This is a genomic window from Ruminococcus sp. RTP21484sp1_RTP21281st1_A8_RTP21281_210402, assembly GCF_040914025.1.
Lineage (GTDB): Bacteria > Bacillota > Clostridia > Lachnospirales > Lachnospiraceae > Blautia_A > Blautia_A faecis.
This window is the reverse complement of record NZ_JBCPGE010000055.1, coordinates 1-15017: the sequence shown is the minus strand read 5'-3', so window position 1 is coordinate 15017 and position 15017 is coordinate 1. Positions and strand designations below refer to the sequence as shown.

Annotated in this window: 16 protein-coding genes and 1 pseudogene; 8 read left to right on the top strand and 9 right to left on the bottom strand. The window is 41.7% G+C overall.

The genetic code is table 11. The features are described from left to right. Nucleotides 1-369 precede the first annotated feature (369 nt). The 6 genes from AB5170_RS19390 to AB5170_RS19365 all read right to left on the bottom strand — a co-directional run bounded on the left by AB5170_RS19390 (nt 370) and on the right by AB5170_RS19365 (nt 6896). A complete protein-coding gene (locus AB5170_RS19390; protein ID WP_237963831.1) occupies nt 370-2028 on the bottom strand; it encodes an RNA-binding domain-containing protein in 1659 nt (552 codons plus the stop codon). 1189 nt (nt 2029-3217) lie between these two features. Next, nucleotides 3218-4618: a site-specific integrase gene (locus tag AB5170_RS19385; RefSeq protein WP_195380372.1), complete on the bottom strand. Its 1401-nt coding sequence runs from the start codon at nt 4616-4618 to the stop codon at nt 3218-3220. 1 nt (nt 4619) lies between these two features. Continuing rightward, nucleotides 4620-5459 (bottom strand): helix-turn-helix domain-containing protein, encoded by an 840-nt coding sequence (locus AB5170_RS19380; protein WP_195380371.1) that lies wholly within the window; start codon nt 5457-5459, stop codon nt 4620-4622. 129 nt (nt 5460-5588) lie between these two features. After that, complete coding sequence (locus AB5170_RS19375) at nt 5589-5777, bottom strand: helix-turn-helix domain-containing protein (RefSeq protein ID WP_055057014.1); 189 nt, start codon at nt 5775-5777, stop codon at nt 5589-5591. A gap of 82 nt (nt 5778-5859) precedes the next feature. Beyond that, nucleotides 5860-6336: a sigma-70 family RNA polymerase sigma factor gene (locus AB5170_RS19370; RefSeq protein ID WP_148463131.1), complete on the bottom strand. Its 477-nt coding sequence runs from the start codon at nt 6334-6336 to the stop codon at nt 5860-5862. 395 nt (nt 6337-6731) lie between these two features. Continuing rightward, the gene (locus AB5170_RS19365) at nt 6732-6896 is read right to left on the bottom strand and encodes an Arc family DNA-binding protein (protein WP_118062271.1); all 165 of its coding nucleotides are present in this window, start codon (nt 6894-6896) and stop codon (nt 6732-6734) included. Between the two features lie 138 nt (nt 6897-7034). Between AB5170_RS19365 and AB5170_RS19360 the strand changes: the two genes are divergently transcribed. The 8 genes and pseudogenes from AB5170_RS19360 (at nt 7035) to AB5170_RS19325 (ending at nt 12607) form a co-directional block, all read left to right on the top strand. Continuing rightward, nucleotides 7035-7754, top strand: coding sequence for a hypothetical protein (locus AB5170_RS19360; protein ID WP_148463132.1), 720 nt, complete (start codon nt 7035-7037; stop codon nt 7752-7754). A gap of 26 nt (nt 7755-7780) precedes the next feature. After that, nucleotides 7781-7984, top strand: a complete 204-nt coding sequence (locus AB5170_RS19355) for a hypothetical protein (RefSeq protein WP_118512131.1) — start codon at nt 7781-7783, stop codon at nt 7982-7984. Nucleotides 7985-8359: 375 nt separating this feature from the next. Then, a complete protein-coding gene (locus tag AB5170_RS19350; protein WP_118338790.1) occupies nt 8360-9034 on the top strand; it encodes an alpha/beta hydrolase in 675 nt (224 codons plus the stop codon). Between the two features lie 20 nt (nt 9035-9054). Then, nucleotides 9055-10530: an amino acid adenylation domain-containing protein gene (locus AB5170_RS19345; protein ID WP_055058585.1), complete on the top strand. Its 1476-nt coding sequence runs from the start codon at nt 9055-9057 to the stop codon at nt 10528-10530. Continuing rightward, entirely contained in the window at nt 10530-11000 is a 471-nt protein-coding gene (locus tag AB5170_RS19340) for a GNAT family N-acetyltransferase (RefSeq protein WP_005924656.1), read from the top strand. Before AB5170_RS19345 ends, AB5170_RS19340 begins: the two co-directional genes overlap by 1 nt. Before the next feature lie 79 nt (nt 11001-11079). Beyond that, a pseudogene (locus tag AB5170_RS19335) lies at nt 11080-11971 on the top strand (radical SAM protein). 72 nt (nt 11972-12043) lie between these two features. Further along, nucleotides 12044-12265 (top strand): MmcQ/YjbR family DNA-binding protein, encoded by a 222-nt coding sequence (locus AB5170_RS19330; protein ID WP_226815879.1) that lies wholly within the window; start codon nt 12044-12046, stop codon nt 12263-12265. 132 nt (nt 12266-12397) lie between these two features. Further along, the gene (locus AB5170_RS19325; protein ID WP_118511955.1) at nt 12398-12607 is read left to right on the top strand and encodes a DUF6219 family protein; all 210 of its coding nucleotides are present in this window, start codon (nt 12398-12400) and stop codon (nt 12605-12607) included. Between the two features lie 74 nt (nt 12608-12681). Here AB5170_RS19325 and AB5170_RS19320 read toward each other — a convergent pair whose 3' ends face one another. The 3 genes from AB5170_RS19320 to AB5170_RS19310 all read right to left on the bottom strand — a co-directional run bounded on the left by AB5170_RS19320 (nt 12682) and on the right by AB5170_RS19310 (nt 14936). Continuing rightward, on the bottom strand, nt 12682-13245 hold the full coding sequence (locus AB5170_RS19320; protein WP_195392272.1) for a hypothetical protein: 564 nt from the start codon (nt 13243-13245) through the stop codon (nt 12682-12684). 237 nt (nt 13246-13482) lie between these two features. Continuing rightward, complete coding sequence (locus AB5170_RS19315) at nt 13483-13728, bottom strand: hypothetical protein (protein ID WP_330386437.1); 246 nt, start codon at nt 13726-13728, stop codon at nt 13483-13485. 5 nt (nt 13729-13733) lie between these two features. Continuing rightward, nucleotides 13734-14936 (bottom strand): DNA polymerase IV, encoded by a 1203-nt coding sequence (locus AB5170_RS19310; protein WP_272105125.1) that lies wholly within the window; start codon nt 14934-14936, stop codon nt 13734-13736. Nucleotides 14937-15017 lie beyond the last annotated feature (81 nt).

Below are 15017 nucleotides of genomic sequence, written 5' to 3'. Positions count from 1 at the left end.
GCATTCTATGTCAATCAAAGTCATTCAAAACCTTGATTTTACTGCTTTTTCTGTCAATTTTAGAAAAGATAAGAAAACCTGTTTTCATCTGAGGAATTACAGTTTGGGTGAAAAAATGGTGGATTTTCCACCATTAGGGTAAAGCCAACCTGTTCCTTCCAATTATAAATGATGACTACCATTACCTGACATTTTACAGTAATGATTATTTGGTTTTCTTATTAGATCTACATTTATTATACCGTGCTTGCGGTCAACTGTCGATAACAAATTGACCGCAAGTATTTTTTCTTACGTTTACAGTACCTTCATTACTTTTAATTCAATTCTAACTCGTTTTTAACTCGTTTCTTTTTGAGTTGAACTGCGTTAAGAATTAACCACTTTGTACTTAGAATATTTTCCCCCACATAACAATTTCAAACGACCTTCTCCTTGAAGTTTTTTTATAACTGTATATGCCTGTGAAGGAGTTACTTTCAACAATTCAATTACATCTTGCTTTGTGATAATTCCGTTCTGAGTATTTGCCAGCTTCATTACTAATTCAGGATATCTAATACTGTCTATGTCTGTCTGTCGAACATACTGTATTGCTTTTTTATTCTCACGATAAATCTTTTTTCCCAGAATGCAAGTACGATTTTTTCCTTTTCCAGATGCTTCAATCAATCCAGATTCAATCATAAACTCAATTGCCGATCTGATCTTATTTTCTCCAAGATTTGTCAACTCAACAATCCGTTCAACAGTACATCTTCTTTCATTATTAAGAACCGACAAAATCATTAACACATATATTGATAACGGTTTCCCCTGTCTGTTTTGCTCATCCGCAACAAATTTTGCAAACGGTAAATCTGCTTTTGCTCTTTGAATAAATAATTTAACAGATCTACTGGTGGACTCAGAATAGTCTGGCCAAGGTCTTCCAAAAATGATAGATCCTTCATAAATTCTATCAATTCCTCTTCCCGTTTTCTCAGCTAAGCCAATTCGTTTCATTGCATCTGCAAGTGCCTGATTACGTCCATGTGGTTCTACTGTAAGAAGATTTTTTAAATTAACCCCATCTATAAATCCGCCAGGATTACTAATAGTCATTCCTTCATCATCTATCAAAACCCTTACTGAGCCAAGCATAGTATAATCCCTATGGCAAAATGCATTTACCAAACCTTCTCGAAAAGCAGCCCAGTCAAACTCCGGGATTGGAATTCTAAATAAGCCATACTCGGTCTCTCTTTCCGGATTCCATGCTTTGACGTATGTCTCATAGCTCTCGAACAATTCAAGAAGAGGTTTATTACTATCCTCATTTACACGGACAGCTGTTCCCTCTAAAACCTGAAATGCAGCTTTCGCTGTTGGTAGCAACTCTGCAATGCGTTCCTCCTTACCAATTAATAGCATACCTGCAACTGTTGGAACATAGTTACCAGCAACATTTGTAACAAGACGCAATGCAATATCCAATTCCTCATCCGGTAAAGAAAGTAAAGTTTTTTCGCCTCCAGATCTATTCTGGATGATTCGCCGAAGTCTTACTCTCTGATTTGGGTCCAAATCATCTAAAGTAGCTCCTGCTAAAGGCTGAGCGGAATAATCAAGCATCCCAAGCTCTGCAAGACGAGATGGGATCTCATATGAATACATTGGTATTACTTCCGGGCTTCCATCCAGCTTATTCCGCCTTCTCAATATTTTCCCTGATGCAGTAGATACAACCCCTCGACTTCTTGGCACTTCAATTTTCAAAACATCCTTACCTTCTTCAGTAATTATCTCTGCCCTCACAGCTATAGGTGGAACAGTGCTATTGGCAATCAGCGCAGTTACTCCTATAGGGTCTCTATGTTTTTTATGAACACCGGTAATTGTTCCATCATCTTCAACGCCAAGGAATAAACATCCCCCGGCCGTATTTGTCATTCCAACAATTTCTTCAATAAGATCGTGATCCGGGTAACATTTTAAATCACTCTTAAACTCGATATCTAAACTTTCCTCTTTAGGAATTGTACGCATCTCAATCCCTCCTATCATTTAACTCAAATATAGTGTAACTCGTTTTAACTCATTTGTCGAGTTAAATATTTCCTCTAATTCATTTTTACGAATTAAGTTGAATTAGGTATGCTAAATGCAATCTTACATATTCGAAATCATCTATTTTAGTTTTATTACATTCTAAATTTGTCAACTATATTTATTTCTTTATAACAAAACAGCGGGCATTTTACCCGCTGTTTTGTAGCTCTGTGTCATTTCGCCTATCACTTTTCAGTTTAGTAATAAATCAAGTAGTTATATTCTGTATCTCGCAACCAAATTTATAAACTGAGTTTTAAAAGTACTCTGTACATATATATCAATTTTCAAACTCTTTTAACTCATCCAACGGATCTTTTGAAGTATCAATTCTCATTGCTGTTTGACCATTAGCTGTAGCTAATAGAATTGAATACTGTTTCAGCTAATTTATGTTTGCAAGTTTGGGAGAGATTGTTTCTTTTCCCGCCTTTTCTCTGATTTACATCCCCGAATAAGGGGTGACAACAGAGCGGAACCCAAATGTTAGCTGGACTTTCTAAAACCCATGTTTGCAAACCAGTGATTTTGATTAGCTGTCAGCTAACAAAAATCGGATTGCGTTAGCTGGAAATTGATCATTTTGAATGGAATTTTGTGTCACGAACGTGATTAGAAAATAACAAAAGCGTTCGTTGTCAGCTAATCCAGCTAACATTTTCGAACGCTTTGAAGCCCGTCGCCAAGAGGATTTGAACCTCCGACCCCTCGCTTAGGAGCAACTTTTATGCAGGTTCAGACTAGTCCAACAGAGACAACCTATTCATTTATAAGTCCAGTAAAAAAGCGCCTTCCCAGACTATTTCTGTTCATATAAGATCATTGAAAATTATTCCGGATTTTTACATTTTCTGAGAAAATGATTGTACGCTTCTAATATAAAGCGCCAACTCCATCTATAATTTTTCAAATCATAAAATCCAACTATCCTGCCCATTTAAAAGCGGGAAATGAAATGTGTGATACACTATTTTCTTTGTCAGATTTCTTCTAAATTATACATCAGATACCGCCATTTACGCAAGATGCTTTGACCACTATTTTACCTCTTTTTTCTCACATGCTCTGATTTGATCTCATAAATAAAACCGGCAGAGATTTTGCTCTCCACCGGTCTACTTTTATCCTAATTATGTTCCCCTTGCATTGATTTTGCTAATGATGTCAGCAACACAGCCATTTCCGGATTGCTGAGAACTTTTGCAAGTAACTCTGCGTCCACTCCTTCTGGAACTTCCATCATCGTCCTCTTTTCTGTATCATGGATCTGCGGATTCAGATTCTTCCTGTTATAAAAGGAATCTTCCAACAGTGTCGCATTGCGCCGTCTGTCTTCATCTATGATATGCGAATACACTTCTGTAACCATATCTGCCTGTGCATGACCAGAATCTCCCTGTACCGCCTTTATATCACCGCCGTTCAACTTAAGCTTATAGGTAACACTCATATGCCGGAAACTGTGAAACACAATCTGTGGTAAATCATGTTGTTTGATCAGCTTATTCAGGGAATCTCTGATATACGCACCGCCCCTTGGAAGTCCATATTCAGTAGCAAGGATAAGGCCATAGTCCTGGTATTCTTCCTGCAAAATATCCTTTATCTCCTCCTGCTGTGCTTTCCATGCAATCAGTTCTTCAGCTACGCTCCTTGGTAAAAACACTTTCCGCACGCTGCTTTCTGTTTTTGGTGTTTTCATAATGCGTACCGTCTTATTCGTTTTCCGCTCCTCTGGAAATATGACGATCACATCTTTCTGGTCTAATTCCTCTAACGCTTTTTTGCTGTCTCTCTGTACTTCCTTATTTACATAAAGATACGCCCGGTTTTCTTTGATCGCTTCTTCTGATATATCTACGCAGTCCCAGGTAAGCCCCAGTAGTTCTCCTATTCGAAGAAAACCGGCAAAGGCAAGGTTCATACACAATTTCAGGCACTCATTTTCACACACATCCAGAGCATGGGCAAAGGTCTCTGCATCCCATATTACCCGTTTCTCTGATTTATGCTTTGGTACCGTCGCTTTAAATGCTGGATTCTTCTCCATGATATCCCACTTCACAGCCTGATTAAAACAACTCTTCAGCAGCTTATGTACATCACGGATTACACTGGTAGATACGAACTCGCTTCTGACATTTCCGTTCAAGTCTGGAACGGATGGCGTCTTTGTCAGCGTCTTATAGTAAATCTCCAGAAATCTGGTATTGATATCCGTCAGTGGAGTTTTCCCAATGATAGGCAATATATAATTCTTCAGCAATGACATATTCCCGTCATAGGTAGACAATGCCCACCTGTCTTTTCCATACAGTTCTACATACTCATTTATCAGATCCGCCAACGTCTTACAGTTCGATACGATAATACCGCCTTTTTTCTCTTTCAGTTCAATTTCTGCTTTTCTGATTTTAGCTGCGTTCTTTGTATCATACGTTTCCCACTTCTGTTTCCGCTTTCCATCTGTATCTTTACAGTAATATACGACACAATATTTGTTATTTTTCTTCTGTATCGAAGCCATGCTATACCACCCCCTTTTCCTTCCGCTTCAATAACCACTGTTCAAATACTTCTCTTGGAATACGAATAATCTTTCCTGTTTTTCTGACCGAGATTTTTCCTGTGGTGTACCAATAAGCTATGGTTGCAGGCTCCACTCCTGCCAGTTCTGCCGCTTCCGGCACTGTCAGATACTCCAGACATTTTTTCTCCTGGCTGTGATCTGCTTCTGCAAGGCATCTTCGCTTATAATTCTCATATTCCCGTTTTTCTTCCAACTCCAATTCTTCATATTCAAAATTAAACAGCTCATAAGTATCCTGTGCCTGCAAGAACCGCTCAAAGCTCTCCTTTGTCACCCTTCTCCGTCCGGCAATTACAATAACGTCCAGCAATGGGGCATATTTTTTACTGCTCAGGATTCCATATACGGTACTTCTTGGAACGTCAAGCAGCCGGGCCATTTCCGGCATACTGAGACTGGCTGCCTCTGCAGCTGCATCTTTCTTACGATCTTCCTGTGTACGGTATCTGGACTGGCTGTAATACCAGTCCCAGAAGGCATCCGTCGGCACTCGCATTCTTTCATTCACGGTAACTGTCTCAATATTGTTTTTCTTCAATATCTCATATACCGTTGCGTTGTCCGTCCCCAGCATTTCCTGTATTTCTTTTGGGGAATAAGATCTGAGCCTCAACTCCTTTCCCGGTGCTTCTCCATTGACTTTATGATACCAGTCCTGATTGGCATACCACTTTTCAAAACTGGCAATTTCAACCCTCATCTTTCCAAGCAATGTTTCTGTCCGAAAATAGTTTTTATGAACCAGCCAGTAACGATCCGTCTTCTTTAATCCCAGCATATCCCCCATCTCGTGGACACTCATCCACTTTCGGGGTTTTGCCGACGATCCAACTCTTTGTATCACTGCCTTGTTTCACTCTCCTTCCATTTATTTTTCTTAAATCATATCTCACAATTCGCAAAAAATTTAGGATGTCACAGAAGCATTTCCCTTATCCAACCACTCGTCAAAACTCTTCTTGGAAATGCGGTAGCCACCGCCTTCTAACTGAATCCAGCGGAACTCATTTTGTCTCAACAGCTTATAGACCGTTGATCTGCTGACATCCAGCATTTCCTGTAAATCCTTCACCGTATAACATCTTTTTTCTGCCATATTTTCACTCTCTTTCAATCTGTTTTGATTTTATTTCTAAATACAAAAATCATGAAAAAGTTAAGAGTGCCGTTCTCACTCTTTAACCTATTTCATACATTTTCCGCATTTTCTTTAAGATTGCACTGACCTTCTGAGACATACTAACCTTTGAAATTCCCAGTTTTTTCGCCAGTTCTACCTGCTTCATACCATCAAAGTAGATGGACTTGATAATAAACTGTTCATGTTCTGACAGCTTTGCGATATTCTGATGCAATTCTGCAGATTCAGCCTGCAGAATTACCAGATCTTCTACGCTCCGCTGGCACTCATCCGGTAAATCCTGCACTCCGATTCCATCTGTATTCTCACTGAAAACACAGTCCAGAAGCTCTGTCCACTTTGTTTTTCTTGTCATGGTTTCTGGGTCTTCCGGCTGCCACTTTTTACTTCTGTAAACTTCATTACGGTAAGCGGAAAGCATTGCCTTGGCTACCTCTCTGGTTATTTCATAAAATTTCCCATCAACTTTTGCATAAAATTTGTCATTGAATTTATATGGATGCTCTACATACATCGTCCGTTCCTCCTGAATTTGAAATCTGTTTCGTGTTCCAAATTCAAGAGCGGAGGGGACCGGCTCCTTCTGATGCCTCTGATCATGCGTACTGATTTCCTTTCAGGCCACCAGATCAGGCAGACCTGTGGCTTATTGGCCGGAAATCAAAATTTCAGGGCAACAAAAAAAGCCCCTCCGGGGTGCTAACCCGAAAGAGCTTTTCTAATAATCATATGAAGTTTTCCTGCTGTTCTTTTATTTCCAGCATAATCAGTATAACAGTTCAAAGTATCAGGGGTATCTCAAATACCTGCCGTAAAGTATCACTGATTCCTATAAAAGTATCATCATTTGATACTTTTTAAATTGACATAAAAATACACCGGAACTCACCAGCCCGATGTATGATCTTCCTATTTATTTAATGTGCCATGATCTTTCTCATGTTGAGCAATCGCCTGACGAATCAGATACAGCACTTCTCCATTGATAGAACGCCCCTCAAATTCAGCAAGACTTTTCAGTTTTCCGTGCGTCTCAGAATCAATCCGAAGACCAAGATGTTTATCTTTTTCCATATGGCTTCCTCTCCATTTGATAAGTACAAAATAAGTTCATAATACGAGTACATTTTAAGTACAAAACATGGTAAAATGGTTTAAATGAACTTGTTTTAAGTACACTATATTTTATTATTAGGGGAGAGCATCAAAAATATGAAGAAAGAAAAGCGATATTATCAAATCCGAATAGATTATTTCTGGCTTTCCATACTGGCAGTCATAATTGTTATCTCCATAATCATCGCATATTATGCCTCTGCCCATGAGCAGACATCTTCCCAACCAGTATCTACTAAACACCGTGCTGACATTGATGTAACTTTTGACGATCTGCGCTCATCCCTGGAAAACACATCAGAATGTTATCTATGCGGAAATGCGGAAGAAAGCCTGATGAGCTACTTTAGAAACTTTGACACTATTGGATTGATCTCGCTGAATGACTGGTATGTGATTGATTTTCCACTGAAAAATTACGATGAAAATGGAAATGAGGTAGAAAGTGCTACTTCAACTTCATTCCTCTCTGGGAATACAGGTGAAATATCTTATTCTTCAGACGGAACTCCAAGCCGTGGTATGGCAAGCATAGATGTGACGTTGCCGGAAAATTATGAAATTGATACTAACATGCTGGAAAACCATTTATGCCAGAATTGCCTAAGTAAAGTTGCAGCTTCATTAGAATACAGAAAGACGGACGGAGAAAATAAAGAAGCTATTCCATTGTGCATAGTTGATTTCAAGACATTGGAAATTTACTCACTACAAGATTACTGGAGAGCATATTTTGTCCGAGACTATTATGTAGAAATGGATTTTGATGATAATATAGTAAGAACAGAAGTATTTTACTTGCCAGAACGTATATAACAAATATGGGAAAGAGGTGATACTATATGGGAATAATTAAATATTTTAGAAAAAAATACTGGGAAGCAGCCATTTTCAGGGGTGGGCGGCGCATACCATTTAGCTGCGATGGCTTGACAGCTGTTCCTGATAGAGCCTATGCACTGTTTACAGAAAAAGAATTGGAAAAAATTTACAACGATAGAAATGAATTTTATAAGAAGCTAATGCAGATGATTGATTCATATTAACAAAAGGTCAATCAAAATTTTATTTGTTACATAAATTAAAAGGTAAATATGTTCAAACATAAGGCCTCGGAATCTTAATGATTTCTGGGATTTTCTATTATTGAGATAAGGCTATTTATAGCAATTTAAACCGAATTATGATAACATAAGGCAAAGATAAATCGTTGTTTGGCGATTTAGTAAAGCCCGATAGATTAATTTTATAGGGAACAGAAAATTTAAATGTATCGTATTAGGAGATGAAAAAATCGAGATGAAATATAAAGAATATAAGGATAATTATGAATATATGTACGAACTTTCTGCGTACTTGCTTTCGTTTTCGGATACCGTACAATATTTATACAATGAATCGTCAAGAGAGGAGGCAACAAGGTGACTTCTTTAACCATAGAACAAAAAAGAGTGGACATATACCCAAGCGCAAAGCCGGGCAGCCCAGTTATCTATCTCAACACCTTTTCCAATGCCGTTAACAGTGTGTATAAAAACCTGATGGCGCTCGGCTGCCCAGATTTCTGTCTGGTGGCGGTCAGTAAGCTGAAATGGGATCATGACATGACACCGTGGTATATGGGGCCGATCTCTAAACACGATACGCCCTGCACCGGTGGTGCGGATGATTACCTGAAACTGCTTCTGGATGAAATTATGCCGGAAGCGGAAGCGCTCCTTCCCGGTGCGCCCGCCTGGCGGGGCCTCGCCGGTTACTCGCTGGCCGGGCTGTTCGCCCTCTACGCTCTCTACCAAACGGATGTGTTTGCCCGCGCAGCGAGTATGTCAGGTTCCTTCTGGTTTGAGGGCATCATGGAATATGTGTGCTCCCATGAGATGAAGCGCAAACCTGACTGTCTGTATTTTTCTCTCGGAGACAAGGAGAGCTCCACCGATAATCCGATTTTGAACGTTGTGCAGCAGAATACGCAGGAGATAGAAACACTGTGCCACGGGAAAGGCATCGAAACCACCTTCGTACTGAACAGTGGCAGCCACTATCAGGCGTGCAACAAGCGCACAGCGGCTGGCATTCACTGGATATTAAATAGATAAACCGACAAGGAGATAAAACGATGGATACGATTTATTCGCTTTTTCAGAAAGTAGTTAAAGAACATGAAAATGCCCCAGCTATCATTGAAAACGACCGCACCATGACTTTTGGAGAGCTGTCCAACATGGTGGATATGATCACGTGCAGCTTTCCGCAGGAAGTACACAGCATCGGCATCGTCATGCGTCACCGAACCGAGATGATTGCCTCGATTCTGGCGGTACTCAAATGCGGCGGCCGATATGTCCCAGCCGAGCCGGATTTTCCCACCGGGCGCATCCATGACATGATGACCGAGGCACAGGTGGATTTTGTGCTGACGGAACACGCCTTTGCGCCCAAACTGAGCAGTTTCCCCATCCGCTATACAGATTGTGAGATCTGCGGCGTGGAGACGCCCTCCTGGAAGCGCAATGCCATCGAAGACCCGGAACGCCCCGCCTATGTGCTGTATACGTCAGGTACCACCGGGCGGCCCAAAGGTGTCTGTGTCACCAACCGCAATGTTTGCCATTATGTCCGTGCCTTTGCCAACGAGTTCCATCCCGGCCCCGGTGATGTCATGCTGCAATATTCCGTCTGTTCTTTTGACATCTTTGTGGAGGAAGTGTTCACCAGTCTGCTGAATGGTGCCGCTCTGGCCATCCCCGCTGACGAGGATAAGGCCGACATCCATGCATTGATGGCTTTTGTGGAACGCCACCATGTGACTATGATCAGCGGCTTTCCGTATCTGCTGGCAGAAATGAACCACCTGTCTGTCATTCCGTCCTCTCTGCGGCTGCTTATCAGCGGCGGCGATGTGTTGCGGGGCGTTTATGTGGATCACCTGCTGAACAAAGCAGAGGTTTACAACACCTACGGCCCCTCCGAGACAACGGTCTGCGCCTCCTATTACCGTTGTAATAGTGGAACTGTGCTGGAGGACGGTACCTATCCCATCGGTCATCCTGTACTAGGTGCGCAAATCAGGATTCTGGATCAGTCTGGCAACGAGGTTGCCAAAGGGCAGACGGGTGAGATTTGCATTTATGGCGGCGGTGTATCTCTGGGCTACATTGGCGACCATGCCGAGGAAAACAGAGCTTTTGAGCGGCAGCCGGACGGTAGCACCATGTACCGCAGCGGCGATTTGGGCTATATCCTGCCGGATGGCAACATTGCATTCCTGCACCGCAAGGACGACCAGATCATGATTTACGGCAAGCGGGTGGAACTTGCCGAGGTGGAGTCCCGGCTCTATCGGTGCAAGGATGTGCAGCAGGCTATTGTCCGGGCTTTTACAGACGAGGATGGACTGTCCTATATGACCGCCTATGTGGTGCCTTCCGACAATAAGCTGAAAGTCTCGGAAGTAAAAAAAGAACTGTCTGAAAATTTGACTTCCTTTATGATCCCAGAGTTCTTTGTGAAGATGAAGCAGATTCCTTTGAATGTCAACGGTAAGCCGGATGTGTCGAAACTGCCGGTGGTAATGAAAGCGGGGGCATTATAATGGAGATTCAGATCCGGCAGGCCACGATCCAGGACCTGAATGTATTGATGCAATGGCGAATGGAAGTCTTGCATGAGGTATTCTCCATCCCCTCGGAGCGGTCTGTAACAGAGCTGGAATCGGAAAATCGCCGCTACTATCAAACAGAACTGCCGCAGGGCGGACATATTGCCTGCTTTGCCTACGTAGGGGAGGAAATCGTCGGCTGCGGCGGGATATGCCTCTATCATGAGATGCCCTCACCGGACAATCTAAACGGGAAATGTGCCTACCTGATGAACATTTATACCCGGCCGCAGTTTCGCGGACACGGCATAGGGAACAGAATCGTCAGGTGGCTTGTAGAGCAGGCTCGTCAGCGGCATATTTCAAAAATTTATCTTGAAACCTCAAACAAAGGCAGGCCGCTGTATCAAACAATCGGTTTTGCCGATATGAAGGATATGATGAAACTGTCCCGTGAAAAATAAGCAAAATCAAAGGAGCATACATACAATGGAGCCAATCATCTGAAACGTTGAAGTAAAAAGCGTCCTCACAAAATCCAATTTGCCTGTGAGTGATTATTCGGTCAATCCTTATGTGGGCTGTGGCCACGGCTGCAAATATTGCTACGCATCTTTTATGAAGCGTTTTACCAATCACCCGGAGCCCTGGGGAGAGTTCATAGACGTTAAATTTTGGCCGGAAATCAAACACCCGGAGCGGTATGCAGGGAAAGAACTGTTTCTCTGTTACGTGACCGACCCATATCAGCCGCTGGAGGAAACCGCCTGCCGCACCCGCGCCATTTTGGAGCAGATGCAGGGCAGTGAATGTAGCCTCAGTATTGCTACCAAGTCTGACCTGGTGCTGCGTGACCTTGACCTCATTAAAACATTCCCCAATGCGCGGGTATCCTGGTCGATCAAACACACTGGACGAAGATTTTCGCGCTGATATGGACAATGCAGTGAGCATTGAGCGGCGGCTGGCCGCTATGAAAGCATTCCATGATGCTGGTGTGCGCACCACCTGCTTTATCTCGCCGATTTTCCCCGGCCTCACCGACCTGCCCTCCATCATCCACCGGGCGAAGAATCAATGTAATTTGGTCTGGCTGGAAAACCTAAACTTGCGGGGCGGTTATAAGAAAACGATTTTTGACTATATAACGGAAAAACATCCAGACCTGCTGCCGCTGTACGATACCATTTACAATAAAAAAGAACGCAGCTACTGGTCAATGCTGGATGCGCAGATGCGGCAGTTTTGCCAAGAGGAAGGGCTACTGTATGTCCAGGATGATGATTCCATCAAACGCCCGTTCAACGATCCGCCTATCGTGGTCAATTATTTTTTCAACGAAGAGATTATCCCTCGGCCAAAATGCAGAAGAACAGGTAATCAAAACTATATAGTAACATGCAGAAAGCTAGAAGTTGTAGAGGTGAGGTTATGAAACGCGCAGAATTAGAATCAGACATATAACGCCGAGACAGATTATCCGTGGCTCAAATATCCGAATTATGAGGTGTTCCGGCATTGTAATAATCGGAAGTGGTTTGCTCTGATTATGGATGTACCAAAGAACAAGCTGGGGCTGCAAGGCGAAGAAATGCTGGAAGTGGTCGATTTCAAATGTGACCCAATTCTGATTGGCACACTACGAGAGGAACCCGGCTTCTTCCCGGCGTATCACATGAGCAAGGATAGCTGGATTACTGTTGCACTGGATGTGCAGCGTATCAGATGACAAAATCAAAATGTTGCTTGATATGAGTTATGAAGCAACGATACCCAAAACATGCAAAAAGAGATACTGATAAATTCCAGTTTGCATATTTCTTAAAAAGATGTATGATATAAAAAAGCTCAGGAGGTTCAAATGAAATCACATAAATACTGGTCTATCGGTGCACTGGTTTCCATGATCGGAACTTGCTACACCGGCTACAAGGATATGAAATCAGCTCATAAATATTTTGCATTCAGTTCACTGATTTGTATGGCTATGGCCATTTACTCAGGTCATAAAATGATTTCTGGCAAATCCAGAAAAAAGAAAGAAACTGCAGCTGAAGAATCTGCGGAATAATAAGAGGAATAGGGGAGTATTCCATTATATATAAGCCTGATGGAAAGGGGAGATTCCATCAGGCTCTTTCAAATCTACTCTTCCGTTTCTGGAAAAGATGGCTTATATCGTTTGTTTGCAGACTGTGGCACTACGATTTCAAAAAAATAATATCCCATATACCGGAGAGCTGCTTTTTTCTTTCGATAAAAACTTGCCCGGCTCATCCCCAGTTCAAGCATAATTTCCATATCTGTCATTTTTCTGTGCCTGCAGAAGCAGCCATAAAGCACATCATAATATTCTGTTCCAAAATTCGGCGTAAAATATTTTACCAGTGTCATTGCCCGGTTGACCATATCACAAAGTCCATAGATTAGAATGATATTGTTTACTTCTTTTTTCAGTTTTCCTAAATTCATGCGGTAATCATAGGCATCCATATACTGAAGGGCATAGGCCATATTCTCATTGATCTTTTCCTGACACTCTTGCTCTAATTCATCCAAAACCATCTGATTTTCCAAAATCAAATCCTGATAATTGTTCATCAGTGCTTTCATCTTTTCATAGTACAGATCCATTCTCTCTTCTGTATGTTGTGCTGCATTTAATGTAATTTCCTTAAACGATCTAATCGCATAATCTCTCTCTGTCATTATCAAAATCTCCTTTTTTCGTATTGAATCGTCTTTCTCTGACGTTCTACACTCCCATCCCTGTGATTTTGACGGAAGCTCAATAAGAATTATTCTTGAGCAGAGCCACATCTGCATGGACAATATAGTGGGCATATTGTTTCATGAACATAGATGTAATGCCCTTATATGTCAATCTGAAAAGAGCAAAAGGGAAAGGTCAGCTCTTTTGCAGATCCTATTTTCTTTCTTAAATCTTTACGCACTCTTGCGCTCCATAAACCACTTATCAAATTCATAATATAAATGGCATTCCTTACCATCTACCATTACAGTATACATAATTCCTGTACCACCCGCTTTCCGGCTGGCACAACGTTCTTTCGATTTTACTTTATCAATTAAATATTTAGTTCCATCTTCCCAAATAAATTCTATTGGCATCATTGCGCCTTCTGTGCTGAATTTTACAATGACTTCTACATAAACTTTGTTATCATTCAAAGCACTTACCTCCCATTGAAATATCCAACTGGATGAACGGTGTGGGATCCCTGTGCATCCAGGCTGGATAATATTTTATCCTGATACATAAATGCTCTCTGGACACTGTGATATCCAAACCGTCGCCTGATATCATCTACTGCCCTGTCTAACTTCTCCTGTTTTTCCCGGCGCTGCTCATTCATAAATAAATCTAACTGCACCGGAACCTGCCCCATAACCAGATCATCTGCACGGATTCCAAGACTTCTGATTGGACGAGGCCAATGATAGTTCTCTCTAAAAAGCTGGTATGCTGCACTCATTATCTCATCTGTAATGTCGGTCGGATCCTGCAGCTTTCTTTGCCTGGAGAAATGAAATAACCCATTATCACGAATCGAAATTGACACTACATTACATTTAAAACCATGTTTCCGCAGTCTGGCTGCGACACTTTCTGCCAATGCCATCAGAATAATCTGTACATCCTGATCATTTTCCAGATCTCTGGGTGTCGTTGTACTGTTGCCAATAGACTTTATCGGTGCCTGATATCCTTCTACTGAAACTGGCGAATCATCCCAGCCATTCGCAAATGAATAAATGACAAGTCCCATTTTCCCAAGCTGCCGTTCCAGAAAACTTGGATCTGTTCTTGCCAGTTCTCCGATTGTGCGAATACCATATTTCTGTAAAGTTCTATTCGTTGATCTTCCTACATATAGAAGATCTGATACCGGAAGTTTCCAGATTAGTTCACGATAATTCGTCCGATTAAATTCTGTAATTCCATCAGGCTTTTTATAATCGCTTCCAAGTTTTGCAAAAATTTTATTCCAGGAAATTCCAATGCTTACCGTAATACCCAGTTCTTTCTTTACCCTTCTGTTAATTTCTTCTGCAATTTTTCTTCCGTCACCTTTCAGTGAAAAACTATCAGTTACATCAAGCCAAGCTTCATCACATCCATACGGTTCAACTTGATTCGTATATTCCGAATATATTTCTCGCAACATTGAGGAAAATTTCAAATATAAATCCATCCTCGGAGGCACAAATATCAAATCCGGGCAAACCTGCTTTGCCTGCCACAATGCCATGCCAGTCTTAACGCCGCTTCTCTTCGCAATATAATTCGCCGTCAATACAATTCCATGCCTCGCTTCAGAATCTCCTCCTACAGCTAATGGCTTACCAACATATTCTGGATGATAAAGCATTTCCACACTAGCATAGTCGGGTAAGAGAAGAGCATTACTGTCCTTCCCTCCCCTAAGAACCGTACGTGATAGTTTCCCATCATACGG